25 protein-coding genes are annotated in these 24,550 nt (G+C 40.4%); 12 read left to right on the top strand and 13 right to left on the bottom strand.

Features of this window, described 5'->3' with window-relative positions; translation table 11 throughout:
- Positions 1 to 18: 18 nt before the first annotated feature.
- The 3 genes from JNO66_RS17425 to JNO66_RS17415 all read right to left on the bottom strand — a co-directional run bounded on the left by JNO66_RS17425 (position 19) and on the right by JNO66_RS17415 (position 2,148).
- Positions 19 to 1,113: a CAP domain-containing protein gene (locus JNO66_RS17425; RefSeq protein WP_203090441.1), complete on the bottom strand. Its 1,095-nt coding sequence runs from the start codon at positions 1,111 to 1,113 to the stop codon at positions 19 to 21.
- Positions 1,114 to 1,202: 89 nt separating this feature from the next.
- A complete protein-coding gene (locus tag JNO66_RS17420; RefSeq protein ID WP_203090440.1) occupies positions 1,203 to 1,694 on the bottom strand; it encodes a tetratricopeptide repeat protein in 492 nt (163 codons plus the stop codon).
- A 25-nt stretch (positions 1,695 to 1,719) separates the two neighbouring features.
- Entirely contained in the window at positions 1,720 to 2,148 is a 429-nt protein-coding gene (locus JNO66_RS17415) for an NUDIX domain-containing protein (RefSeq protein ID WP_203090439.1), read from the bottom strand.
- Positions 2,149 to 2,230: 82 nt separating this feature from the next.
- On the opposite strand from JNO66_RS17415, the gene JNO66_RS17410 reads away from it, so the two are divergent.
- Positions 2,231 to 2,767, top strand: a complete 537-nt coding sequence (locus JNO66_RS17410; RefSeq protein WP_203090438.1) for a GNAT family N-acetyltransferase — start codon at positions 2,231 to 2,233, stop codon at positions 2,765 to 2,767.
- Positions 2,768 to 2,824: 57 nt separating this feature from the next.
- Entirely contained in the window at positions 2,825 to 3,055 is a 231-nt protein-coding gene (locus tag JNO66_RS17405; RefSeq protein ID WP_203090437.1) for a hypothetical protein, read from the top strand.
- 9 nt (positions 3,056 to 3,064) lie between these two features.
- Here the strand turns inward: JNO66_RS17405 and JNO66_RS17400 are convergent, their stop codons facing one another.
- Entirely contained in the window at positions 3,065 to 3,481 is a 417-nt protein-coding gene (locus tag JNO66_RS17400) for a DUF1801 domain-containing protein (protein WP_203090436.1), read from the bottom strand.
- A gap of 78 nt (positions 3,482 to 3,559) precedes the next feature.
- Between JNO66_RS17400 and JNO66_RS17395 the strand changes: the two genes are divergently transcribed.
- The 3 genes from JNO66_RS17395 (at position 3,560) to JNO66_RS17385 (ending at position 4,841) form a co-directional block, all read left to right on the top strand.
- A complete protein-coding gene (locus tag JNO66_RS17395; RefSeq protein WP_203090435.1) occupies positions 3,560 to 4,108 on the top strand; it encodes a histidine phosphatase family protein in 549 nt (182 codons plus the stop codon).
- A gap of 10 nt (positions 4,109 to 4,118) precedes the next feature.
- On the top strand, positions 4,119 to 4,487 hold the full coding sequence (locus tag JNO66_RS17390; RefSeq protein ID WP_203090434.1) for a thiol-disulfide oxidoreductase DCC family protein: 369 nt from the start codon (positions 4,119 to 4,121) through the stop codon (positions 4,485 to 4,487).
- A gap of 84 nt (positions 4,488 to 4,571) precedes the next feature.
- Positions 4,572 to 4,841, top strand: coding sequence for a hypothetical protein (locus tag JNO66_RS17385; RefSeq protein ID WP_203090432.1), 270 nt, complete (start codon positions 4,572 to 4,574; stop codon positions 4,839 to 4,841).
- A gap of 42 nt (positions 4,842 to 4,883) precedes the next feature.
- Here JNO66_RS17385 and JNO66_RS17380 read toward each other — a convergent pair whose 3' ends face one another.
- Together JNO66_RS17380 and JNO66_RS17375 are read right to left on the bottom strand one after the other, a co-directional pair.
- Positions 4,884 to 5,678 (bottom strand): CPBP family intramembrane glutamic endopeptidase, encoded by a 795-nt coding sequence (locus tag JNO66_RS17380; protein ID WP_203090430.1) that lies wholly within the window; start codon positions 5,676 to 5,678, stop codon positions 4,884 to 4,886.
- A 133-nt stretch (positions 5,679 to 5,811) separates the two neighbouring features.
- Positions 5,812 to 6,927, bottom strand: coding sequence for a glycerol dehydrogenase (locus tag JNO66_RS17375; protein WP_203090428.1), 1,116 nt, complete (start codon positions 6,925 to 6,927; stop codon positions 5,812 to 5,814).
- 261 nt (positions 6,928 to 7,188) lie between these two features.
- Between JNO66_RS17375 and trhO the strand changes: the two genes are divergently transcribed.
- Both trhO and glsA read left to right on the top strand, forming a co-directional pair.
- Positions 7,189 to 8,169, top strand: a complete 981-nt coding sequence (gene trhO / locus JNO66_RS17370) for an oxygen-dependent tRNA uridine(34) hydroxylase TrhO (RefSeq protein WP_203090426.1) — start codon at positions 7,189 to 7,191, stop codon at positions 8,167 to 8,169.
- Between the two features lie 114 nt (positions 8,170 to 8,283).
- The gene (gene glsA, locus JNO66_RS17365) at positions 8,284 to 9,234 is read left to right on the top strand and encodes a glutaminase A (RefSeq protein ID WP_203090424.1); all 951 of its coding nucleotides are present in this window, start codon (positions 8,284 to 8,286) and stop codon (positions 9,232 to 9,234) included.
- A gap of 47 nt (positions 9,235 to 9,281) precedes the next feature.
- Here glsA and JNO66_RS17360 read toward each other — a convergent pair whose 3' ends face one another.
- The 7 genes from JNO66_RS17360 to JNO66_RS17330 form a co-directional block, all read right to left on the bottom strand.
- Positions 9,282 to 11,213 (bottom strand): FtsX-like permease family protein, encoded by a 1,932-nt coding sequence (locus tag JNO66_RS17360; RefSeq protein ID WP_203090422.1) that lies wholly within the window; start codon positions 11,211 to 11,213, stop codon positions 9,282 to 9,284.
- The gene (locus JNO66_RS17355; protein WP_203090420.1) at positions 11,188 to 11,967 is read right to left on the bottom strand and encodes an ABC transporter ATP-binding protein; all 780 of its coding nucleotides are present in this window, start codon (positions 11,965 to 11,967) and stop codon (positions 11,188 to 11,190) included. The genes JNO66_RS17360 and JNO66_RS17355 overlap by 26 nt, the downstream gene beginning before the upstream one ends.
- A gap of 84 nt (positions 11,968 to 12,051) precedes the next feature.
- Positions 12,052 to 13,125: a sensor histidine kinase gene (locus tag JNO66_RS17350; RefSeq protein WP_203090418.1), complete on the bottom strand. Its 1,074-nt coding sequence runs from the start codon at positions 13,123 to 13,125 to the stop codon at positions 12,052 to 12,054.
- Positions 13,122 to 13,826, bottom strand: a complete 705-nt coding sequence (locus JNO66_RS17345; RefSeq protein WP_203090416.1) for a response regulator transcription factor — start codon at positions 13,824 to 13,826, stop codon at positions 13,122 to 13,124. Before JNO66_RS17345 ends, JNO66_RS17350 begins: the two co-directional genes overlap by 4 nt.
- A 93-nt stretch (positions 13,827 to 13,919) precedes the next feature.
- Positions 13,920 to 14,885 carry a D-2-hydroxyacid dehydrogenase gene (locus JNO66_RS17340; RefSeq protein ID WP_203090415.1) on the bottom strand — a complete coding sequence of 322 codons (966 nt, stop codon included), beginning with the start codon at positions 14,883 to 14,885 and terminating at the stop codon, positions 13,920 to 13,922.
- A gap of 69 nt (positions 14,886 to 14,954) precedes the next feature.
- Entirely contained in the window at positions 14,955 to 16,292 is a 1,338-nt protein-coding gene (locus JNO66_RS17335) for an MATE family efflux transporter (protein WP_203090414.1), read from the bottom strand.
- 26 nt (positions 16,293 to 16,318) lie between these two features.
- Positions 16,319 to 16,894, bottom strand: a complete 576-nt coding sequence (locus JNO66_RS17330; RefSeq protein WP_203090413.1) for a TetR/AcrR family transcriptional regulator — start codon at positions 16,892 to 16,894, stop codon at positions 16,319 to 16,321.
- A 1,141-nt stretch (positions 16,895 to 18,035) separates the two neighbouring features.
- On the opposite strand from JNO66_RS17330, the gene JNO66_RS17325 reads away from it, so the two are divergent.
- From JNO66_RS17325 to JNO66_RS17305, 5 genes are all read left to right on the top strand, one after another.
- On the top strand, positions 18,036 to 18,806 hold the full coding sequence (locus JNO66_RS17325) for an ABC transporter ATP-binding protein (RefSeq protein ID WP_203090412.1): 771 nt from the start codon (positions 18,036 to 18,038) through the stop codon (positions 18,804 to 18,806).
- A complete protein-coding gene (locus JNO66_RS17320) occupies positions 18,778 to 20,724 on the top strand; it encodes an ABC transporter permease (protein WP_203090411.1) in 1,947 nt (648 codons plus the stop codon). The genes JNO66_RS17325 and JNO66_RS17320 overlap by 29 nt, the downstream gene beginning before the upstream one ends.
- 18 nt (positions 20,725 to 20,742) lie before the next feature.
- Positions 20,743 to 21,447 (top strand): response regulator transcription factor, encoded by a 705-nt coding sequence (locus tag JNO66_RS17315; RefSeq protein ID WP_203090410.1) that lies wholly within the window; start codon positions 20,743 to 20,745, stop codon positions 21,445 to 21,447.
- Positions 21,444 to 22,424: a sensor histidine kinase gene (locus JNO66_RS17310; protein ID WP_203090409.1), complete on the top strand. Its 981-nt coding sequence runs from the start codon at positions 21,444 to 21,446 to the stop codon at positions 22,422 to 22,424. Before JNO66_RS17315 ends, JNO66_RS17310 begins: the two co-directional genes overlap by 4 nt.
- 403 nt (positions 22,425 to 22,827) lie before the next feature.
- Positions 22,828 to 24,549, top strand: a complete 1,722-nt coding sequence (locus tag JNO66_RS17305) for an ABC transporter ATP-binding protein (RefSeq protein ID WP_203090408.1) — start codon at positions 22,828 to 22,830, stop codon at positions 24,547 to 24,549.
- Position 24,550 lies beyond the last annotated feature (1 nt).

Below are 24,550 nucleotides of genomic sequence, written 5' to 3'. Positions count from 1 at the left end.
GGCCTCTTACTTCATTCGTTAGCTTGTAAAGAAGTTCTCTGTGTAATAGGGCTGCGATTGTTCATTAAAGGCAACCCCTACACCTAATCGTAAAAATCGATCCTGAAGAATGTTTTCCCTGTGTCCTTGTGAATTCATTAACCCTTCATGCGCAAAAATACTACTCATCTGACCGTAAGCTAGATTCTCGCCAGCTGTTTTAAATGAAATATCATCCTGTTCCATTCGATCAAATGGAGATTGACCCTGAAGGTTAGTGTGACTAAAATATTGGTTTTCAGCCATATCCAAACTGTGATTACGCGCAGTCTCTCGTACTTGCTCATCCCAGGTTAAGACTCCCAACCCATGATTCACGCGCGATGCATTTGTTAAATCAAACAATTGATACTCAAAGCCTTCTTTTAGCTCGTTGCTCGCCTGTGTGTAGAGTTCTTTTTTTGATTGCTCTAGGTTGGAATCAATCAACTGAATCGCTGTAACCATGTTATCCTGATGCTTGTCATAAAAGACAGTCACATAGCTATCATCTAATTGGAATAAGTCATATTCCTGATCTTGATTCACCTCATAGCGATACAGACCTTTTCTCATATAGGCTTCAGGTTCCCCTAGTTGTTCCCGTACAACATCCTTAGACGTACCATACTCAATAGGAGTAGTTGAGCTAATTAAGTCCTGATTTGTGTAAAGACCTTTTACAGAATCTTGTGCGTCATACGCTACCATGACAAATTCATGATAGTCATCATGATAAGCCACCCAATCTAGGCCATACTCATTTCTTGAAGTCCTCATTGGTTCGCCGAGCTCATTCTCAACATCTGTCCGGGAGTCTCCAAGCTCGGTGTTATGAACAGAGAACAGTTGGTCAGGTGTGCCGAGCTCAGGTGCAGGTCTTTCTATTTCTTTGTCCTCTGTTTGTGAGAGGGAGTTTTGATTTGGAAGAATCGATTGAACAAGATCTGATAAATGGTCAACCGAACTATCCATGTCACGTTGAATTGGGTCAATAATAGAAGCAGGAAGAAGTTCCTTTGCGGGTTCCATCCATATATGTCGAGTGGTGAATACAATGACCACCACGGCAATTAACAAAATAAAGCGTCTCATCTGTCACATCCCTTTTTGTTCGGTGTGTCTGTAAATTATACTTGGTCAAGGGGCACAGTCAAATCTTTTAATGTGGGAAATAGTGAAGCTTATGTGTCTGATGTATCAGTCCAGGTCTCATCTAAGTGTGCTGCATAAAAGGTTAAAGCCTTCTTGTAGGTTTGTAACCAGTCATTAGTTGGCTCTTCCATTAGCACTGTCAAAAGACGTTGGGTCGATTGACGAGTGTATCCAAGGTTATACTCTGTAATCGCTAGAAAGACAGACAACGCTGCATTTTTGGGAAACTCCTTTAGACCACTGTGAAAAATCTTCTCAGCTTCCGCGTATTTTCCAATGCAACGTAAGCTACTTCCTAGCTGAACATATGCTTTTTCATAATTGTTTCCAGTTAAGCCGAGCTCTATCGCTTGCTGGTAATGTGGGATAGCCTCTGTTTCCTGACCGAGTCCGTCGTAAGTAGAGGCCAAGTAAAACTGTAGTTCGGCTTCGTTTGGTTTCTCTTTTACTAAAGTGAGTAACAAAGTCTGCGCTTTTTTGTATTCGCCATGATCCAAGTGGGTTATCGCTTCTCTAAACAATCATACACACCAGCCTTTATTGAGGTTACGAATCTAGTTGATAAAATGGGGTAAAGACACCATGTTTTCTATCTAACCGTAATGCTTTATACAGCTTTGACATGCATTGGCTAGCTGATACATCGTCCATCCATTGAATGTCTATAATATCTTGATCTGGATCTTTATTTTGCAAGCTTCCTCCTATAATCTCAGCGAAAAATGTAAAGATGATGGCATGCTGTCCTCTTTCCTGGAAGGTTCTCTCACGAACAGAGTGGAGTTCACCCACTTGCACGTGGTAGCCTGTTTCTTCAAATACCTCGCGAATAACAGCTTCTTTGATCGTTTCACCTGGTTCAACCGCTCCACCAGGTGTACTCCAATATGTCTTTGCTTCTTTTTTATTTTCCACTAGTAAAATTCGTCCATCTCTGTCATAGATAATAGCAGAGGCAACATCAACACGTTTCAAAATCGATCAGCTCGTTTCTATCGAATATATACAAAGTTTACTAGTTCTATATAAACAAATCTACAGCAAAAGGATGATGGTCATGATTATTGGAAATCACCAGCTTCGTATACGTCCGCTTATAAAAGAGGACGCACCCTTTCTTGCAAAATGGTTATCAGATCCAGCAGTCTTAGAATTTTATGAAGGAAGAGATAATCCGTTTGATCTAAATAAAGTCCTAGAAACGTTCTATAAACAAGAAGACACCACAAACAGGTGCTTAATAGAATGGGAAGATCAAGCGATTGGTTATATCCAATATTATGTGATTGATGATGAAGAGAGGATTGAATATGAGCTTCAAGAGGTGGAGGGTATCGTATTCGGCTTAGATCAATTTATCGGCGAAGAGAGATATCGTGATAAGGGGATTGGGACATTACTTATCCAAACAATGGTTGAATATCTCAAGAAAAAAGAACACGTGCATTCCATCGTTATGGATCCACAGATACAAAATCACCGTGCCTTGGCCTGTTATGAAAAATGTGGGTTCACTAAACAAAAGCTTCTGCCATCAAAGGAATGGCATGAAGGAGAATACCGTGATTGCTGGCTCATTCAATACACGGTATGATCAAGAGGAACAAAAATTAAAGCTATATGTAGCTGACTAGCGCTCAGCTGTGATGAGTTGATTATACGGATTGATGGATATGCGGAGGATATTTTTATCTCGGGAAGATCATATCCTGTTAAAAAAGTAAGAGAAATGTACAGACACGCCATGACGATGACCTATGAAATGGAGCATTTTCCCGATTTGTTTTGTCGGTTGTATCGATTTGATCGGTTGGACGAAGGAGACTTGGATTCTGACGTTGTCATGGATGTAGATACTGACTTAGTATATAGGCCGGGTTAAGAGCATTTATTAACCATACTGCTCCTGCAAAAACTCAATGGACTGCGTAATCAGTTTACGTAATACGTCTTCATCCACATCAGCAAGCTTGTTAATGTACACGCACGCTTTTCCTGTCGTGTGCTTCCCGAATACTTCAAGCAGCTTGTCGCGTTCTGTATCACCTGTTGCAAAGTAGAGACCAATCTTTGCTTTGCGAGGTGAGAAACCAACGAGTGGGGCGTCACCTTCGTGTCCAGATTCATAGCGGTAGTGATAGCGACCAAACCCTATGATGGAGGGACCCCACATTTTGGCTGTGTACCCGCTCGTTTCTGAAAATAGATCTAAGAGCTTGTACGCATCTTCGCGCTTTTTGGGATGTTCAATCTGCTCTATAAATTCAATGACACTTTGATCGGTTTCCTTTGTTTTTAGCTTGTACATGCAATCTCTCCTTTTTATGTTTGAGAACGAATAGAGATGGTAAAGTAAAGTATATGTTCATTATGAGGGAGTGAGCGCATGAAATCTATTTATTTAATTCGTCACTGTGAAGCGAGCGGACAGGAGCCAACTGCACCTTTAACGGAAAAAGGGAAGCAACAGGCACTGGAGCTAGCGGAATTTCTTACACAGGAAGAGATTGATCGAGTGATAACAAGCCCTTATACACGTGCAGTGGAGTCGATTAAGCCTTTTTGTGATCAAGAACGTTTAGAATTAACGCTTGATGAACGACTAACGGAGCGGGTGCTGAGTAAGCAGCCGTTAGATGATTGGTTAGATAAATTAGAAGCATCTTTCACTGATATGAAGCAAGTGGTCGGAGAGGGAGAGTCCAGTCAGGTGGCTCAGGACCGGATTGTTACGGTGTTAAAAGAGTTATTAGACGATGATTCTTCGCAAGGAATTGCCCTTGTCTCACATGGAAATCTACTCTCATTGCTCCTTCATTATGTTGATTCAAGATTTGGGTTTAGAGAATGGAAGCAATTAAGTAATCCAGATGTGTATTTAATTACAGCTGGATCTGATGAATCATTATCCATGACAAGGCTATGGAACTCGTGAGGAGGAAGCAATGAGCAAAAAACATCTTATTTTCTACGATGCATCATGTCCATTATGTCAATCCATCAAGTCCATTATCGTGAAGTTAGATTGGTTTCACCGATTAGAATGGCTTCCCGTACAGAAGATCCATCAAACGAATTACCGGTTCTTACGTAATCGAAACCTTTATGATGAAATTCACATGATCACGTCTACTAATGAGATCAAGGCTGGCTTCTATACGGTTAGAAAGATCCTTCTGAATCTACCGTTAGCCATGCCTTTAGCCTGGATCTTGTTTCTCCCTTTAGCAGATAAGCTTGGAGTACCGTTATATCAGTTTGTCTCGGAGAATCGATATGAGTGGTTCGGTCGATTGGAAGAAAATCCATCCTAGCTGGTGGATTTTTTTCTTTGCAGTCCAACCCTAAAAAGCGTATACTATTAGAAAAATCAGAAAATAAACAGGGGAGGACTTTTGATGATGAACCATCCAAAAGGACAGAGAGACCTAGTATCGTTTTCAGGGTTTATATGTGATCAGAAACTGCAAACAGCAGAATGGTCACAAACGAAGGTGAAAGAAAGAGACATTCATGACGTTGTATTTGAAAATTGTCGATTAAATAATGTGGCGATCGAAAATTGTGATATTCAAGGACTAACAATCAATGGAATCGACGTGCAGGATTTATTGACTAACTATTATGAAAATAAAGCACCGTTAATTGATATGGCTCGTGAATTATAATAAGAAAAAGCAGCTTCTCATTGAGCTGCTTTTTTTGTGTAGTTAGATAAATGAACGTAGCAGCGATACGAGAATAAACACGATGTGAGTAAACATATGAGCGATCATTGCTGCTTCAAGACCTTTACGCCAATAAAGCCACCCAAAGATAAGACCTCCAAACCCATTTAAAAAGATCATTCGAAGAAAGACAACCGGAGTCATCTCAGTTATTGCAGCCGTTGCACCGTAGTGACCTAGTCCAAAGAGCAGAGCGGAAAGAATAATTCCTGTCCAAACAATGGCTGGGCCTGGATTTGGAGCACGCCGTTGAAAGATCTTCCACATGAGGAATACAAGAAGAGTCATGACTCCAAAGCGAAGCATAAGTTCTTCTGCGACACCACCATATAAAAGCCTTGTGCCAAGATCGAGTACTGAAAAAGTGGCTTCCTCCGCTAAACCGTCTAATTGCTTTGAAATGTAAGGCAGGAACAAATAATCAGCAATGAGAATAATCACCCCTGTTAAAACACCATACCCAATTGATGATGGAAGAATTGCTTTAAAACGACTAAAAAAGGGCTTTCCGTATCGATCTCTTTCATAAACCAACGACGTAAAACCTGTCTTTTCAGCTAGGAAATGACCAATTGTTAGTCCGATTATAATAAAAAGTAGGGGATTAACCAATGACAATGCCGCTAAAAACTCAATTGGAAGACCAACAGTGATTCCAAGTTCGTCTATTTGAGCATCTACTTGTTCAAGGATTATTGGAAATAAGAATAAGACCGCTGCTATTCCGATTAGCAAGAAAAATAAGAATGAGCGCCAAGCCCTTCTTTTGTTTTGCATGTTTTCAGCCCCTTTGTTATATCTGTTATACTTATCGTATAACAGATATAACCTTGAGTCTACCTTTTTCAGGAAAATAATATAAAAAAACAAGCAGCTCCAATTTGGAACTGCCTGTCTATAAAAGGACTAATCAATCAAATCCGTAACGCTCTTTAAAGCTCTTCGCATACACATCTACTGCCTTAATGGCTTGAACCACGTCATCTGCAGTAACCTTTTGTGGAAGGTTGTGAATGGTTTCTCCTTCTTGTGTCGCCAGTTCGGCAATTTTCAGTAAGTCTTCATCTGATGCATCATGTAGATGAATTTCCTCAAGTGTTACAGGCAAGCCTAACTGAACATAAAGTTCTAGATAACGATCTAGCTCGTCTAATGGTTTGTTTTCAAGGACAAGCTGAGCGATTGTTCCATAAGCAACTTTTTCACCATGAGTCAGGTTGTGAATATCACCGTGGATGGCTGTAAATCCATTATGAATCGCATGTGCCGCAGCAAGTCCAGCTGTTTCAAAGCCAAGACCACTTAAAAGTGTGTTTGCTTCAATAACTGCTTCAAGCGCTGGCGTAACGAGTTTATTCTTATTCGCTTCTACAGCTTGAATACTGTATTCAAATAGAACTTCTTCTGCTTTTTCTGCGATCGCTTGACCAGCAATGGTTGGTTGTCCACCAGACATAATTTGTCCATTTGATTGCTTAACGGCACGAGCTTCAACCCAAGTAGCTAATGCATCAGCGATACCAGATATTAAGAAACGTGGTGGAGCACCTGCGATAACGGCTGAGTCTACAATGACTAGATCTGGGTTTTTATCGTAGAAGGAGTATGTTTCAAATACACCTTCATCAGAGTAGATCACAGATAGTCCAGATGTCGGTGCATCGGTTGAAGCAGTGGTTGGAATGATTACCACTGAATACCCTAGCTTGTCTGCTACACCTTTTGCGGTATCAAGTGTTTTTCCTCCACCTAATCCAATGACCACATCAACTGAGCTTTCTTTACCAAGTTTGATGATGCGGTCGATCTCATTAAGTGAAGATTCTCCACCAAACGTAACTTTTTCGGCTTCAATTCCATCTTGTTTAAGCGTATCGACTAATTGGTTTCCTGCCATATCCCATACAAATTCATCTGCAATGAGAAGAGCATGTTTTCCTAACTTCTGTATGTAGCTACTTGCGCCACCTTTTAAAATATTTTTCCCTTGTACATAACGGCTTGGACTAATAAATACTTTTTCCACTTTTGTTACCCCCTAAATGATCGTTCCTATATCTATTCCTCACAGATAAGGACTTAAAACGTATAAACACCCCTACTAACGTCTCCAAAATGAAGGATTATTATGTGAAAATGTAGACTTCCATTAAAAGTCTTCTGGATTCTAGGCTTCATTTCTGTTAAAATAATGCCGGTCAAGGAATTAAGATTAGAGAGCCTACACATATAGGCAAGCCTAAGATTTGTATCCTGCAAATATAAATGAATAGGTGGTTTATTGAACATGAGTGAAACAAACGAAACGTCGTATCGAGTATTACTTTATTATCAATATGTAACAATTGAAGACCCAGAGGCATTCTCTGCTGAGCATCTTGCTTTCTGTAAAGAGCTTGGCTTAAAAGGGAGAATTCTTGTAGCAACAGAGGGTATTAATGGAACAGTATCTGGAAGTATTGAACAAACAGAAGCGTACATGGAAGCGATGCATGCAGATGAGCGATTTAAGGATACGGTATTTAAAATTGATGAAGCAGACAAGCATGCATTTAAAAAAATGCACGTACGCCCTCGTTCTGAGCTAGTGAACTTATCACTAGAAGACGACATTAATCCTAAAGAGCAAACAGGTAACTACCTGGCTCCAAAAGAGTTTTTTGAACAAATGCAGGATGAAAATACAGTGATCATAGATGCACGAAATGACTACGAATATGAAATTGGTCATTTCCGTGGTGCGATTAAGCCAGACATTCGCACATTCCGCGAACTTCCAGAATGGGTTCGTAACAATAAAGAGATGCTTGAAGGTAAGAAGCTATTAACGTATTGCACAGGAGGCATTCGTTGTGAAAAGTTCTCTGGCTGGTTAAAGCGTGAAGGGTTTGAGGATGTTTCTCAGCTTCATGGAGGAATTGTCAGCTACGGGAAAGACCCTGAGGTTCAAGGGGAGCTTTGGGATGGACAATGCTACGTGTTTGATGAGCGTTTAACCGTTCCAATTAATCAAAAAGAGCATGTTGTCGTAGGGCGTGATCATTTTGACGGTGAGCCATGTGAGCGTTATGTAAATTGTGCAAACCCAGAGTGTAATAAACAAATTATCGCCTCTGAAGAAAACGAACATAAGTACATGCGTGGATGCACACCAGAATGTCGCGTGCACCCGCGTAACTTATATATTAATAAAGAACACAATCTTTCTGAAGCAGAGATCGATGCAAGACTTGCAGCGATTGGTGAGAAAAGAGAAGTAAACGCATAACGCGTGAAAACGTGGGACTTTCCTTAAGTGGTGAGTTCCACGTTTTTTTATTCATGAAGAATTTTATACATAACCTTCTCTAAAGTGGGAATAGGGAGGGGAGGAGGGTCGGACATGGAAAATATGCAAGAAGAAATCCTAGAATACTTAGAGAAGATTATTGAAGAAGAAAAACAGCTGGCTAGACGTGGTGAGATTCCTGATTATATTGAAGCAGTAGATAATAATGATCACGGAGCAGTCACGGTGTCATTAACCTCAACTAATGGAACAACGGTGCGTGCTGGAGATTATGAAGGTCGTTTTTCCTTGCAAAGTATTGCCAAGCTTTTTCCATTAGCAATTGCTTTAATGGATCATGGGAGTGAGGAAGTGTTTAAGTATACAGGGAAAGCACCAACGGGTAACGTCTATCACTCCCTAATCCAAATGGAGATGCAGGAGAAGGAGAAGCCGCTGAATCCGTTAGTGAATTCAGGCGCGATCGTCATGTGTGGCTTAATGAAAGGCAAGGATGCAGATGAAAAGATAGAGCGTATCTTATCTCTAGCCAGAAAAATGACTGGTAACCCTGACTTATCTTACAACGAAGAAGTGTACAAGGCAGAGGATCAGGACTTAAATCGCGCGCTCTTTTACTATAATCGACATAATGGATTTATTGAGGGCGAGTTTGAAGATACGCTCCCTGTTTATTGGAAGATGACTGCGATTGAAGTGACCATCGAAGAGCTATCAAACATGGCTGCTGTTATTGCTAATCATGGAATCTGTGTGCATTCGGGAAAAGAATTAATACCACCTGATGTAGTAACAACATTAAAGGCATTTATGACCACATGTGGCATGTATGATCAGTCAGGCTCATTTGCATTAGAGGTTGGAATCCCAGCCAAAAGCGGCGTATCAGGGAGCATCGTAGCCGCTATACCGGGTAAACTCGGAATAGGCGTCATGGGACCAGACTTAAATAAATACAGTAATAGCATCGCAGGTATTCGTATGTTGAAGAAGATCTCAGATAAATGGAAGCTGAGCATCTTTAGTAAAGATGAAACTAAATAAAAAAAGGAGAATCCGAGGTTGGCCGAGGATTCTCCTTTTTTTATTTACTAAGCTAAAACAGCCCGTTGGTAAACGTATTTCGTTAGTAGGTAATAAAATACTTGGAAGACAAAGTAGATACTTATCACAAGCACTCCACTTCCCCAAAGCTGGATGGAAAGAATGCTCCCAAGCATGGCATAAGCAAAAGCTGCATGGATCGATCCAACAACAAATGGAACAAAAAACAAAAACTGAACCTGGCGATTAATGATGCGCGCTGATTCTTCTTTCGTAATACCAATCCGGTGCAGGGAACGAAGCTGTTGCTTTGTGTCCTCAATTTCCGTGAATAATTTAAGGTAGATCATACTCCCTTGAACGATAAAGAAGAGTAAGCTAATGAATACCCCAATAAAAATGGTCAGAGCAGATGCTTGAATAAGCATTTGATACTCAGGAGCCCTTGTTTGTAATGAATAAGCAAACGCTGGGTTAACTTGTTCTTTAATTTCATTCGATACGTCTACTGCATCCTTCCAGTTCTCTAGCTCATAGCCCATTAACCGCAGCATCTCAGATTCATTAAATGAAGCTGCAAGTGTTTCATAAACAGAGTCTCGTACAACAATGATAGAGCTAGCTGGTCCTGCTGAAGAGAAAAGAGCTTCTCCAAAAATCTCCGAAACGATGTGGACAGACAGTTCTTGATCTTTTACATGAATAGTTTCTGTTCGGTCATCATCATGAACTGTAGCCATAGTTGAGAATGGCGTATTTAAGAGAATCTCATCTGTGTTAAGTGAAATGGTATCTAACCCTTTCTGCTGAGCTACCCTGTTAAATTCACTTTGTGAAACAATCATAACGTCTGTATCTTGAATTAAGTTTGAATATGGGACAGGTAGTGACATTTGGCCAGGTAATGCTAATGTATTAACCGTGTATTCAACTTCTTGATTAGATGAAGCGATTGTCTCTTCAACCGCTGAAGGGTGAATCACTTGATACTGAGTAGCATCCTCTTCAACCCAAGCAATCGCTTGCGGCACGATTTTTGTCCCTTGGTCGATAAAGGTTTGAAAGAACATGAATACAGTCCCGCCTGCTGTTAAAAGAACTGCACTAATGATCGATGTGAGAAACAGCATCCTGGCATGATCTTTTAAGCGGAACAGAATGTTTGTCCGTGTAAGTAAAGTAGTGCCTCGAAATAAGTTGTTTTTATTTGCATATAGGCGTTTGAATAAAGACAGCATCCCTTGCGTGAACAAGAAATAGGTTCCTATCATTACAAGGATAACAATAGGTATGACTAAGAAGAATGCACTAAACAAGTTAGCCGTTGCCGCAAGGGTGTAGCCTAGAGCTAAGGTCGTAATAGACAGAACTGTTAACCACTTTGAAGCGAGTGGCATCGGCTTTGGTTTCTTCTTTGCACGAATTAGATCAATAATGCGTCGATTTTTTAAGCGAAACAGACCAAAGAGGGTTAGTGCCTGAAATAAAATTAAAAACAATAGCCCTGTTTCAATAAAAGCGCGGGGGATAATCTGAAATTGCATCGGTGTTTCCACAGCTAGAAGAAAATTCATCAGCATTAAAAATAGCTTTGAAAATAACAGTCCAAATCCGATTCCTGCACCAATCGCAGCAAGAGAAAGAATTGTTTGTTCCAAATAAATGAGTTTTCGTAGTTGGTTGTTTGTCATACCGAATAAAGACAATAAACCAAATTCTTTTTCTCTTACTTGAAGAAAAGCTGAATTGGAATACGCTATAAAAAAGATAGAAAAGACAACAATTATTAATTGAGCAGCAATCATTCCTATCCGAACAATGTCTGCAGCAGGGATCGAACCATTTACAACTTCCGGGTGGAGTGTAAAAGTGGCATAAGCAAAATAAATGGTCACTGCAAAGGAACAACTTAAGAAGTATGCAAGATAACGCTGAAGATGTCCTATTACATTTCTACGGGCGAGAGTGCTGATTTTCATGAAAATCTCCTCCCAAAAGTCTAAGTGTATCTAGGATGCGTTGGAAGAAGTCTTCTTGGTTTGCCCCTTTATAAATCTCAGAGAAGGGTTGCCCATCTTTGATGAAGATCACTCGCTTACAGAAGCTTGCTGCTGTTGGGTCATGAGTGACCATGAGGATGGTTGCCTCTTTATCTTGATTAAGAGAAGCAAGGGTGTTCATTACTTGTCTTGCAGACTTTGAATCGAGGTTCCCCGTCGGTTCATCAGCTAAAATGATCGAAGGATTATGAATTATGGCTCTTGCACACGATGTACGTTGCTGTTGTCCACCTGAAAGCTCGAATGTCCGTTTAGATAAAATATCTGAAATACCTAATATGTCAGCGAGATTTTCAAGCCTTCTTTCCATTTCCTTTATTGATATTTTTTCTAATGCAAGAGGAAGTAAGATATTTTCTCTTACGGTTAACGTATCGATTAAATTAAAGTCTTGGAACACAAATCCAAGCTCTCTTCTTCTAAACAATGAAAGTTTGGCATTCTTTAAGTTGGCTGGATTGGTTCCATTAATTAAAATCTCACCTGATGATGGTTCATCAATTGTTGCTAATAGATTAAGTAGTGTCGTTTTTCCACTTCCAGAGGGTCCCATGATTGCTGTGAACTCACCTTTTTCCACAGTAAGATTCACGTGCTTTAACGCCTGATAAGAGACCCCTTCTTTCTGCGGGTAATATGTTTTTGATAGATTTGTTACGTTTAAGATCGACATAATTGCGCCTCCTCATATTCTCTATTTGTAGTATAAGGAAGGCTTTATCCTGCTCCCATAGAACTAGCTTTCATTTGTAGGTAATTACCTTACAAAATTGTCATGTAAGGTTGTCGTTTTAAAGGTAAGGGTGAATGTAGATCCCAATCCAACCTTTGATTCTACTTCAATTCGATGGCCAAGCTTCTCGCAAATTTGCTTTACTAGATATAGTCCCATCCCTGTAGATTCAGCATGAGTACGCCCGTGATCACCAGTAAAGAACGGATGAAAAATCCGAGGAATATCGTAAGGTTGTATTCCAATTCCCTCATCAATCACCTTAAGTGTGGTTTGTCCTGGTTGTGTACAGAGGTCAAAATAAAGAAAAGCGCCTTTTTGTTGCTTAGAGTACTTTAATGCATTAAGTAGAAGCTGATTAATTAGTACATGCAACCACTTTGAGTCACTCGTTACTATTATTGGCGTTTCACTTTTAAGGACTACCTTGGGATAGATCTTTCTACGGATAAATTGTTTCTTCTCTTCATTAATAACTTTATGTATGAGATCTCCAAGGTTTATAGATTCTGATTTTAAATCAACAGAAAAATGATCAAGACGCGCCAGTTGAAGCATTAAATCAAGTCCACGGCGAAATCTTTCATTTTCCTCATTAAGCTCGTCTAAAAAAGAGTCAGTTGCATGGTTTTGACCTGTTTCTTTTTCTTGCTGAATCATTAAGGAAATGACAGAAACAGGAGTTTTCATATGATGAACCCATTGGTTGACGAATTCAGTGTGCTGTTCTCTGTCTAATTCCTGTTGGCTGATTGCGAGTTGATAAGTAAGATGCTGCTTTTTTATTATGTTTTGCCAAAGCCTTGCCTCAGTGGAGTGAGTTCTCATTTCAATTAATTCTTCAACCGTTGTTCGTTCGATAGAGGGAGTTTGTCCTGCTTTTGTTAAACGTTTTAACATATAGCGCCTTCTAAACCAATCAATAGCTAACCAGGTCAACATAAAGAACACGGAGAGTATAAACAGATAAAATAAATCTGAGAATGAAATGGTTAAACCAGCTTCATGAATGATCAGAAATGTCGTTAACATGATTACGGTTGTTTGAATTAAAAAGAGTAGTAAGAAACTAGAATTGTCTTTTAAATATGCTTTCATGAAGATGATTTCCAATTTACTAAAAGTCTGTAGCCTTGACCGCGTACCGTTTGAATCGCGTCATAAATGCCAATATCAGCTAAACGTTTTCGCAGTCTCGTTACATTAACAGTCAGAGTGTTATCATCAACGAAATCTAGGTCATCCCAAAGGGCCTCTAGCAGATCATCTCTAGTGACAATTCGCTCAACCTTTTCAGCGAGTTTGTGTATTAAGCGATACTCTTTATTTGTCAGAGAAACTTTTTGATCTTTCCAAGCCATTTCATGTTTCTCTTGATAAAGAAACAGTCCTGAAATATCAAACGTAGGCTGTTGAAAGGAGTTTAGGGCATACTCACCATACGTTCGTCGAAGTACGCTTTTCATTTTTGCTATAACAACATCTAAATGAAATGGTTTAGTTATGTAATCATCCCCACCGTTTTCAACGGCCATGACTTGATTCATTTCATCGGTGCGAGCAGAAATGAAGATAACTGGCACATTCGAAATTGAACGAATTTGTCTACACCAGTAGAAGCCATCATAATAAGGCAGGTTAATATCAAGCAATACAAGATCGGGAGAGAGTCTAATAAATTCATCTTTAATTTGATCAAACTGCTTGATAAGCTCAACTTGGTATTCATATCTCGTTAGATATTCTGATAAAATGGACGAAATCTTTGGATCATCCTCGATCATTAAAATCCGATACAACAAAATCACCTCATTATTAAACATAGCAAACCTTAGCAATTAGTCCAATAAAAAAAAACAAATCCGTGTGAACTACACGAATTTGCTTAAATGTTAATATCCCTTTGCATAATCAACGACATTAATCGTTGGCTTTTGGCCTTCAATGTATTTCTTCAGATTAGGAATAAAGATGTCCTGAATGACTCGCTCTTGATAATGCTCTGTCGCTCCAGCCGTATGTGGCGTAATGATGACTTCGTCCATTTCCCAAAGGGGACTGTCGTCATCTAAGGGCTCTTTCTCAAATACATCGAGTCCGGCTCCGGCGATTTGACCGGATGTTAAGGCGTCGATCAGGTCCGATTCCTTCACAATCTCGCCTCGACCGATATTAATAAAAAAGGCTGTATCCTTCATTGCTTGGAATGCGTCTTTATTGAATAGTTGATGTGTCTCACGTGTTAAAGGAAGTGTGACCACAACATAGTCGCAGGCTGGAAGCATCTCCTGAAGTTGATCTGTTTTATACATCGTATCAACATACTCATTTTCTTTCCCGGAATGGCGCAGGCCAAGTACATTCATGCCGAAAGCTTTCGCAATCTTAGCTGTTTCTTCACCAATTGCACCAACACCAATCACTCCAATGGTTTTGCCATGGATCTCAAGCTTTAGGCCTTCATTTTCCCATGTTTTTGTTTGTTGGTTACGGACATAGGAATGAATTTTGCGCGTGAGTCCAAGCATTAAGGCGAAGATGGTTTCAGAGATTGGGTAGGCATGAACACCATTTGCGCTTGTTACAGTAATCCCACCTTGATCCATTTCTTCGAGCGGTAAATAATCTACTCCGGCACTCCACGTTTGAAGCCATTCTAGCGAGGTTGGTTGACTGAAGTTTAATTTCTTCAATTCTTTTTTCCATCCTACGATGACACTTGCATCTTCCATTTTAGATTCCCACGATTCAGGATCTTTTCCATAGTGAATCGACCAATCGGGAGCGACTTCTTTAATTTGTTGAAGAGATTCCTCTGATAAATTGTGTGTAATGACTAATTGTTTGGCTTGTGACATAATCAGTCCTCCGTATCTTCTTTTTTACTTAGTGTACCAGAATAAACAGAGAATTTCGTTCTTTTCAACTTACCTCACAAGTGGATAACGTCGAACATAGAAAATGATGCTCGCCAGAACAAGTAGCTCCGCGATAGGAATTGCAAGCCAAACTCCTTGAACTCCAAGAACATAAGGGAGTGTAGACAAAATAATGAGCATAAATAAAATTTCGCGCGCGAACGTAATCCAGGTGGCCATTTTAACATTTCCAATTGACTGATAATAGGTCATCATGACGAAGTTAGCTCCCATAAACAAATACGCAAAAAAGAATAAACGAATACCCGTTGTTGCTAGGTTTGTGACCGTTTCATCAAAATCACCAAAGATACTTACGATCGGACGGGCGCCTAGCTGACCAATGAGGAAGAAGACTAGACCTGCAATGGCTGCTGTACGTAAAGCGATCTTAATCGTCTGACGTTTGCGATCCTGCCTGCGCCCTCCGTGATAATAACTAATTAAAGGCTGAATCGCCGACCCCATGCCAAGGAACATAAGAAGCATGACACCATGTACATAATTTAAAACAGAAAAGGCAGCTACCCCATCTGTTCCAGCTAGCCTCTCTAATGTCACGTTGTGCGAAACGGTGAAAACAGAAATGCCTACTTCAGCAAGAAAGCTAGGAAATCCTAGCATAATGGCTTGAACGAGTAGCGGTCGTTTTAAGCGAAACTTAACTAGCTTCAATTGATTGTCTTTTCTAAAAAAGTGAAGGCCTAAAACGCAAATGCCAAGAGCAGCTGAAATAATGGTTCCATACGCTGCACCGGCTACACCTAAGTTTAAAACGTATAAAATAATATAGTTTAAAATAACGTTTGTCACAGCTGTCACGATTAATGCGCTCATTGCAAGCGTCGGATTACGATCATTTCGAACAAAGACGCTAGTCGCATTTTCAACAGTAAACACAAAACCAAAGAGGAGCATGACATTTAGGTATGCTGAAGCGTAAGGGTACGTCTCTTCATTTGCACCAAGGGCATACACAAGTGGCTCTCTAAAAATAAATGCAATAATTCCAATCACAAGTGTAGCCGAAAAAATGACAATCAATGATTGGGTGAAAATAAATTGTGCCTTCTTAGGATCTTTGGCTCCCATCGCTTGCGAAAACAAGGTTGCGCCGCCAATTCCGATCCATAAGGACATCGCCACAAATACTGTATAGACAGGACCGGCAATTCCAACACCAGCAAGCGCCACAGGGCCAAGGCGGTTTCCGACCATAATCCCATCGGCAACGAAGTTTAATGCCATGAGTAACATCCCAACAAGAGAAGGAACGAGATATTTAACAAAGATCTTTCCAACGGGTTGAGTATCTAATGGATTCGTGAATGTTTCTTGAGTAGTCATGTAAGCATCTCCATCATAAGTTCAAATTATTTAACAACACCACGCCAAAAAATGGACCAGGATGCCTTTAATTTCATCTGCGCGCGTTCTTTGTTTCCATATACAAGTTCTATAAAAATCGCATCGACGATCGATAAGTACGCCAGGACACCTGATCGAGCATCTTCAATTTCTATTAAGTCTTCTGAGAGAGCAGCTTGAAATCTAGGCATAAAAGCCTCCTCAAATTTAGACTCATACTGCGCAACTTGTTGCATGACTTTTTCATTTAAATGAGTAGGAGGGAAGAAGGACATTCGTAGTCCAAAACGATAGCTATCCTCTTCGTGAAAACGACGAATCAATAAGTAGAGATTTTCTTCTAAGAGATCATGTATTGATTGTTCTTGATTTTGAGCGATCCAGTCTACGAGAAAAGACCAATCAGTTTCTAAAGAGTCTTCAAGAACTGTTAAAAAGAGATCATCCTTATTTTTAAAATGTGTATAGATCGATTGTTTCTTAATACCTACTTCATCAGCGATTTGAGCTAGTGATGCACCTTCAAATCCATTCTGCCCAAACGAAAACAAAGCAGCTTTTTTTATCTCATTAGCTGTCATAAATCATCCACCTTCCGAACGTTCGTCAGTTTATCCTAGCAAAGATCTTCATGCATGTCTATCATAAGAAAAAAAGGTCTATTTGACACAGAATTGTCACAAAGTAATATGGAAAAAGTAGGACTATTTCTACTAATTTTTGATTATACTAGTACTAGACAAAAATCGAGTTTCATAACATACGAGAAGATAGAGAGAAAATAAGAGTAGGAGGAATGAAAGACGTGAAGGGCGGTCTCGGAATCAAAATTATTTCAGCAGTATTTCTAGTTGGTGTCGTCGGAATGGTAATCATGGCTAGCGTACAAGTATCTTCATAAGAAGATCGATCATATAAAGAGCTCCAAGCGCGATCGCGTTTGGGGCTCTTGTTTGTTGTGAGTTGGTTGGTACGGAGCAAGAGTCGCGCAGGAAGGATGGATGTATGATGGTGGCAAAGTCGCGCAAAAAGGATGGGGGTCGCGCGAGACGAGGCCAGAGTCGCGCAGAAAGGATGGGTGTCGCGCGAGACGAGGCCAGAGTCGCGCAGAAAGGATGGAGGTCGCGCATGATGAGGCCAGAGTCGCGCAGGAAGGATGGATGTCGTGCATGATGGAGGTAAAGTCGCGCAGAAATGATGAGGGTCGCGCGAGACGAGGCCAGAGTCGCGCAAAAAGGATGGAGGTCACGCATAACGAGGTCAGAGTCGAGCAAAAAGGTTGGGAGTCGCGCGAGACGAGGCCAGAGTCGCGCAGGAAGGATGGAGGTCGCGCATGATGAGGCGAAAGTTGCGCAGAAAGAATGGAGGTCGCGCGAGACGAGACCAGAGTCGCGCAGAAAGGATGGATGTCGCGCATGATGAGACCAAAGTCGCGCAGAAAGAATGGAGGTCGCGCACCCCAAGGAACTTCCGCGCATCAAACTCAGGGCGCACTTTCTAACCTTCACCTCCCCATGCTTACATCCATGTAAGGTTCTTGAAAGTATAATCGATAGGCGCAGAATTGTTTGCTTTTTATACTAGGGGTATACTAAGTGAACAGGAGTTGGACGGAATGAGAGGAAGTCTAGGGATTAAAGTGATATCAGCTACATTTATTATTGGGGTTATCAGTATTTTATTTATTGCGGCAAATGTTCAGGCTTAAGAGGGGGAAGTAGGATGCTAACAGTGAACCACGTTTCCAAAACGTATAGTGGAAAGGTTGCTTATCGTGCACTTGAAGACGTTTCGTTTGATGTGAAGGATGGAGAATATGTTGGGATTATGGGACCTTCTGGTAGTGGGAAAACGACTCTTCTCAATATCATGTCTACAATTGACTCCCCAACTTCAGGGACTGTTCAATTGGACGGGGAAATTCCTCATACATTAAATGAAAAGCAGCTGGCATCCTTTCGGGCGAAAAAGCTTGGATTTGTGTTTCAAAACTTTCAGCTGCTCGATACATTAACAGTTGAAGAAAATATGGTCCTGCCACTTACGCTTGACGGAAGCTATTCGATTTCAGATATGCAAGACCGAGTTTGGCAACTAGCTGATAAACTTGGCATTCGTGAGATTTTAAATAATCGAATATACGAGTTATCAGGAGGACAAATTCAACGCACGGCTATTGGACGAGCGTTAATTCATAAACCGAAGCTTTTATTGGCAGATGAACCTACAGGTAACTTAGACTCCAGAGCAACGACTGATGTGATGGAGCTTTTACATAAAATGAACAAGGAAGAGCAGACAACGATCCTCATGGTGACACATGATCCTGTGGTTTCGAGTTATTGTGATCGGATCTTATTTATTAAGGATGGTCAGCTGTTTAACGAGTTGTACAAAGGAGAGCACCGAGAATCCTTTTACCAAAACATCGTTCAGGTGCTTTCACTGATGGGGGGAGATAATCGTGACCTTTCGTCAGTTCGCTTACCGTAACATTATTCGTAACAAACGAACGTACTCTGCTTTTTTACTTAGCTGTGCGTTTTCTGTGTTTGTCTTTTTTGTATATGCTGTATTTGTGTTTCATCCAAGCATTGATGCAGGGTTGATTACGGATGTGGCTGTTATTGGCATGACTGTGTCACTTTATGTAATCTTTGGGTTTTCTTTTTTATTTGTGTTGTATTCAATGGGAACTTTTTTAACCTCAAGAAAACAGGAATTTGGCATTTTAGTCCTGCATGGTTTAACGAAAAAAAAGCTCAGACAGCTGCTATTTTTTGAGAGCTGTTTAATCGGGTTTGGGGCTATCCTAATTGGGGTATGTGTAGGGCTAGCATTTGAAAAGCTGTTTTTAATGGCTATTAGCAATGTCATTTTGTTGGACCATATGCCATTTTATATGCCTTGGGAGGCACTTGGATTAACAGTTGGTGTCTTTATTTTATTATTTGCAAGCATTTCTTATTTTACGTCCTTTATTGTACGTACAACGAAGGTTCGAGAGTTACTTTTGGGGACGGAAAAGCCTGAATCGTTCCCAATCGCTTCTCCTATCTTTAGTGTCCTTGCTCTAGTCCTAATAGGTGGGGGATACCTTCTCGCTCTCACAGCGGAAAATGACCAAGTGGTTGTTCGTTTTTTTCCAGTAACATTGATGGTGGTTGTAGGAACCTATTTTTTCTTTACTCAATTAAGTGTTTTCGTTGTGAGAAGACTTCAACAGAATCCTAGAAAGCATTGGAAAAGCTATAAGCTAATTAGTCGGTCCAATTTAATTTATCGCTTGAAGGATCATTCACGTGTTTTTTTTCTGGTCTCCATCATTTCAACGATTGCCATTTGTGCAACAGGAACCATTGCAACCTTTGGAACAACAATGGATCAGGAGTTTGACCAGCCATTAGCGATGACATATCTCAGTCTGGACCGGGAAGATGCGATTCAAGTTGGTCAACAGTTGTCTGAAGAACTAAGAGATAAACAGATTGAATATCAAGAAACCATGCTCACTCTAAAAGAAACGACTGGTAGCATTCAAAGCTCTGAATGGGAAGAGGATTATACGTATGATTACACCCTTGTTTCGTTGACAGAGTTTAATCAGCTAGCAAAGCAGCTAAATCTACCCCAACTTAATCTAACAGACCATCAAGTCAAACCTTTAGCTAATTATGACCGTGAATGGGAAAATGAAAGAGAAGAGGAAACATTAACTTTCAAAGGGCAAGCTCCCTTGGTCGTAGAAGATATGTACCCTTATCAGGTATTTTCTACTTCTTACTTTATCAGTGTAAATCCGGTAGTAGTATCGGATTCTATATATGAAGAGGTTCAAAACGTTAATGAACAATTCTTTGTAGGCTACAAAATTAGGGATTGGGAAAGAACAGAGTTAATAGGGCGAGATCTATATGAAAAAGAAGTTCAACTAGAACGTGCATACATTCAGGATAGGAGTAATCCCATTCCGACGTTTAGCTTTCATTCGAGTGGACTGAATTATATACAAGCAAGTAGTCTTTTTCAAACCACATTACTCATTGGTTCGATTATCGGAATTGTCTTCTTTATAGCGACTGGTAGTTTTCTTTATTATCGTCTTTACACTTATTTACCAAGAGACGCTGAGCGGTTTATTATTTTAAGGAAGCTGGGCTTTACATTTAAACAGATCAATCGAGTCGTGACAACCGAGATGAGTTTGTTGTTTTTCATTCCTTTTGCACTTTCACTCATTCATTCAAGTGTAGCGTTTGTATCACTTCAATCAATGTATGCGCAAAGGGTGAATATTTCTCATTCGGTGCTTCTAGTTATTGCTGGTTTCGCAGCTGCGCAGATGGTTTATTTTCTATTAATGCGTAAACAATACATTCAAAACCTACGCCATCTCATAGAAAAAGCATAGGTCAGGAGGAAAGCAAATATGGCAGAAACGGTATTAATCATAGAGGATGATGAGAAACTGGCTTCGGTCTTAAAAGAGAAACTCGTTCGTTATGGATTCACCGTTTTCACCCATAGTGGAGAAGCGGATTTGATTTCTTTTTTTGAAAAAGCGAACCCTAGTATTATCTTACTAGATATTAACCTTCCGACTTTTGATGGATTTTATTGGTGTCGACAGATTAGGCAACGATCAACTTGCCCAGTTATTTTTATCTCCGCACGAAGCAGTGAGATTGATCAGGTCATGGCTTTGGAGCATGGTGGGGATGACTACCTCCCAAAACCTTTTCATACAGATGTTCTGGTGGCAAAAGTAAGAAGCCATATTAGGCGCGCGTATGGTGAATATTCGACGGCGCCGGAAGAGAAAACAATTGAACTGAATGGTCTTGTGTATCATTCAGAACGTATGGAGCTTTCTTTTGAAGATGAGACCGTTATGCTATCTAAGAAAGAATGCCAACTGATTGAGTTGCTGATGAAAACCTATCCTAATGTAGTTACACGACAAGCGATTCTCGATAAGCTTTGGGATGATACACATTTTATTGATGAAAATACGGTGAATGTGAACATGACAAGAGTCCGTAAGCAACTACAGTCACTAGGTATCCATGATGCAGTTGAAACCATACGTGGAGCAGGCTACCGGATGCACGTGACCTGGGAGCGTCAAGCATGAGGTTATTTTGGCGAGACCATCGACTTTTGTTAATGATACAAGTCATCCAAGCTTTAATCATTGGTTCCATTCTTTATCTTGATCCTGGCGCTCAAGGATCAAGCCTTCTTTACGCCATGTTTTTGTCTTTGTTATTGATGGCTGTTTATTTAGCTTACAGATATATAGTGTTAGCTCCATACTACAAGAAGTTAACGAACGAAACCGCGGGCCATCACGACTTTAAGATTGAAGGCAATCATCCGCTTATTCGTGCTCATAATCAATTATTAGCGCGTTATTATAATCAGCATCAAGCAGAACAGCACCAGCTTGAGATTCGAAAAAATAAACAGGTTCAGTTTATGACTCAATGGGTGCATCAAATGAAGACACCAGTTTCTGTCATGAATTTAATTACACAAAATGAAGGGGATTATCATGAGTATCCTAACCTAAGAACCGAATTAAAACGATTAGAGAAGGGCCTTGACCTTGCCTTACATACAGCCAGGTTTGAACAGTTTGAACAAGACTTTCGTGTAAAATCGGTTCATTTAAAAACGCTTGTTCAACAAGTTGTTCAAGAAAATAAGCGTTTATTTATCTTAAAGGAGATGTATCCGAAAATTGATGTGGATGAGGACATTACCGTATCATCCGATCCTAAATGGCTTGTATTTATGCTAGATCAACTAGTTGTGAATGCCATTAAGTATACAAAGGATTCCGGAAAACAGCTGCAAATCACAAGTCAAACAGATCAACAAGTGCCGACCCTCCTCATTCAGGATCAAGGAGTTGGTATTCAAGCATCGGACTTACCGATGATCAGCCGACCCTTTTATACAGGAGAGAATGGGCGAAAATATGGTGAATCAACGGGTATGGGATTACACCTTGTCTATGAACTGTGCGAGAAGCTCAATATTCAAATTGAAGTCGAATCAAAAGTTGGAGTAGGCACAACGGTTTACCTCACCTTTGCAAGCTTCTAGAACCAATAGAGGTTGGGCCAAAAATAAAAATCAATGAGAAAATGGCGAATGATTCTACCACCAAATCATTCGCCATTCATGTTTTAATAAGTAAATCGAGCGGAGGGAGAACCCGAGACTCCTACTGAACAGAACGCGGTGAAGACACTGTAGCGGTGCTTTTCCCGCGAAAGGGGCTGAGGCCGTTCCCGCAGGTGCGAGGGATTCTCCTGTAGCGGATTTGGTGCTATGTTTATGTTTTGCTAACAACATTAACGTTATATTCCAGATTTTGGCCTGCTATTTAACCGGAAAGATCATCTAGCAAAACTCATCAGTTGTCATAATCGTCTTCATGCACGAAATAAGATATAATTAGATTATCGAAATAGATGCCGGGGTTGGGGGTTAAGGAGTAGATTAAATGAAACATGTATTTTCATATTTGAAGCCTTATCGAATAGCTGTGTTTATTGCCCTATTTTTAATGCTGCTTGAGCTTACGGTTGAGTTAGCATCACCATTAATTCTGGCACGGATCATTGATGATGGTGTTGTGGCTGGAGACTTAAACGTTATTTTATTTTGGGGAGCCATACTCATGGGAAGCTCTTTGATTGCGTTCTTTGCAGGGGTCGTCAATTCTTTTTTTGCTGCTCATGCGGGTCAGAGTACGGGACTTGATCTAAGATCATCGATGTATCGGCGTATTCAGTTATCTTCGTTTGAAAAGCTAGAGAAATTCTCAACTTCTTCATTAATTATGAGACTAACAAATGATGTCACTCAAATTCAGAATACTGTGTTTATGGGCTTGCGCATTATGATGAGAGCTCCACTTTTGATTATTGGGGGGATTGCTTTATCATTTTTTGTGAATGTCCAATTGGCACTCGTCTTCGCCGTTGTTATTCCTTTACTTGTTTTAACAATTACCATTTTAATGAGAAAAGGGGCTGTGTCGTTCGGGTGGGTTCAACGAAAGCTTGATCAAGTGAATCATAGTATGAGAGAAAACTTATTAGCCATTAAGTTGATCAAAGCTTTTGTACGACGTGGTCACGAAGCGAAACAATTTGTTACGAAGAATGAACAACTTAAGGATCAGACGATGCGCGCATTGCGGCTAATGGAGGTCACCCAACCTATCCTATTACTTCTTATGAACGCATCAATTATTGCCGTCTTATGGTTTGGTAGTGTTCAATTGGGTACTGGCGGAGCTCAAGTAGGAGAGATTGTAGCGATTGTGAACTACGCTACGAGAATTACAGGGGCCCTCACTGTTCTTTCCATGATTATTATGGTTGTATCTAGAGCGAAGGCTTCTGCCGAACGAATTGAGGAAGTGCTCACGGAATGTAGCGGTGATGAGGAACTAGCCATTCAGAAGGGTGAAAAATCCTACGTTCAAAAAGGTGATCTCACGTTTGAACATGTATCATTCGCTTATCCTGAGTCTAATCGTAATGCCATTCATGACCTATCTTTTCATGTACCAGCTTATCAAACGGTTGCTGTTATTGGAGCTACAGGCTCTGGGAAGTCTTCTCTTTTCCAATTAATCCCTCGCTTATATGAACCGACTGATGGGCGTATATCTATTGATGGAACAAACATCAATGAGCTAGATTTACGTACATTAAGAAACACTATCGGCTACGTTTCTCAGCAAACGATGCTTTTCTCGGGGACGATTCGCGAAAATATCTCATGGGGAAAGCCAGATGCGACATTAGAGGAAATTATTCAGGCAACAGAGGCGGCACAAATACACCAGACCATTTCCAGATTGCCAGATGGATACGATACGAGAATTGGTCAAAGGGGTGTAAATCTTTCTGGTGGACAAAAGCAACGGATTGCGATTGCACGAGCACTTCTTAGGAAGCCAGCAATTCTATTACTAGATGATAGTACGAGTGCGCTTGATAATAAAACCGAGGCTGCATTTTTTAAAGCCTTAAAGCAATATCCATGCACGACTATTCTCATTACACAAAAGCTTTCAACTGCCATGGCTGCAGATTCGATTCTACTTCTTGAGCACGGGGAACTAGTTGATGAAGGTAGACATGAGCAGCTTCTTGCGACATCATCCTTCTACCAAGAGTTGTACTATTCGCAGTATCGAAAGGAGGCGTAGG

Source organism: Alkalicoccobacillus gibsonii (assembly GCF_016798245.1).
Lineage (GTDB): Bacteria > Bacillota > Bacilli > Bacillales > Bacillaceae_D > Alkalicoccobacillus > Alkalicoccobacillus gibsonii.
The sequence above is the reverse complement of the archived record's forward strand: the minus strand, read 5'-3'. Positions and strand labels throughout refer to the sequence as shown.

Coding starts and splice junctions, on each gene's coding strand:
- JNO66_RS17315 (WP_203090410.1), top strand. CDS start 20,743: ATGGCAGAAACGGTATTAATCATAGAGGATGATGAGAAACTGGCTTCG.
- JNO66_RS17335 (WP_203090414.1), bottom strand. CDS start 16,292: ATGACTACTCAAGAAACATTCACGAATCCATTAGATACTCAACCCGTT.
- JNO66_RS17355 (WP_203090420.1), bottom strand. CDS start 11,967: ATGTCGATCTTAAACGTAACAAATCTATCAAAAACATATTACCCGCAG.
- trhO (WP_203090426.1), top strand. CDS start 7,189: ATGAGTGAAACAAACGAAACGTCGTATCGAGTATTACTTTATTATCAA.
- JNO66_RS17390 (WP_203090434.1), top strand. CDS start 4,119: ATGAGCAAAAAACATCTTATTTTCTACGATGCATCATGTCCATTATGT.
- JNO66_RS17380 (WP_203090430.1), bottom strand. CDS start 5,678: ATGCAAAACAAAAGAAGGGCTTGGCGCTCATTCTTATTTTTCTTGCTA.
- glsA (WP_203090424.1), top strand. CDS start 8,284: ATGGAAAATATGCAAGAAGAAATCCTAGAATACTTAGAGAAGATTATT.
- JNO66_RS17385 (WP_203090432.1), top strand. CDS start 4,572: ATGATGAACCATCCAAAAGGACAGAGAGACCTAGTATCGTTTTCAGGG.
- JNO66_RS17305 (WP_203090408.1), top strand. CDS start 22,828: ATGAAACATGTATTTTCATATTTGAAGCCTTATCGAATAGCTGTGTTT.
- JNO66_RS17325 (WP_203090412.1), top strand. CDS start 18,036: ATGCTAACAGTGAACCACGTTTCCAAAACGTATAGTGGAAAGGTTGCT.
- JNO66_RS17350 (WP_203090418.1), bottom strand. CDS start 13,125: ATGAAAGCATATTTAAAAGACAATTCTAGTTTCTTACTACTCTTTTTA.
- JNO66_RS17310 (WP_203090409.1), top strand. CDS start 21,444: ATGAGGTTATTTTGGCGAGACCATCGACTTTTGTTAATGATACAAGTC.
- JNO66_RS17400 (WP_203090436.1), bottom strand. CDS start 3,481: ATGTACAAGCTAAAAACAAAGGAAACCGATCAAAGTGTCATTGAATTT.
- JNO66_RS17330 (WP_203090413.1), bottom strand. CDS start 16,894: ATGACAGCTAATGAGATAAAAAAAGCTGCTTTGTTTTCGTTTGGGCAG.
- JNO66_RS17340 (WP_203090415.1), bottom strand. CDS start 14,885: ATGTCACAAGCCAAACAATTAGTCATTACACACAATTTATCAGAGGAA.
- JNO66_RS17425 (WP_203090441.1), bottom strand. CDS start 1,113: ATGAGACGCTTTATTTTGTTAATTGCCGTGGTGGTCATTGTATTCACC.
- JNO66_RS17395 (WP_203090435.1), top strand. CDS start 3,560: ATGAAATCTATTTATTTAATTCGTCACTGTGAAGCGAGCGGACAGGAG.
- JNO66_RS17360 (WP_203090422.1), bottom strand. CDS start 11,213: ATGAAAATCAGCACTCTCGCCCGTAGAAATGTAATAGGACATCTTCAG.
- JNO66_RS17410 (WP_203090438.1), top strand. CDS start 2,231: ATGATTATTGGAAATCACCAGCTTCGTATACGTCCGCTTATAAAAGAG.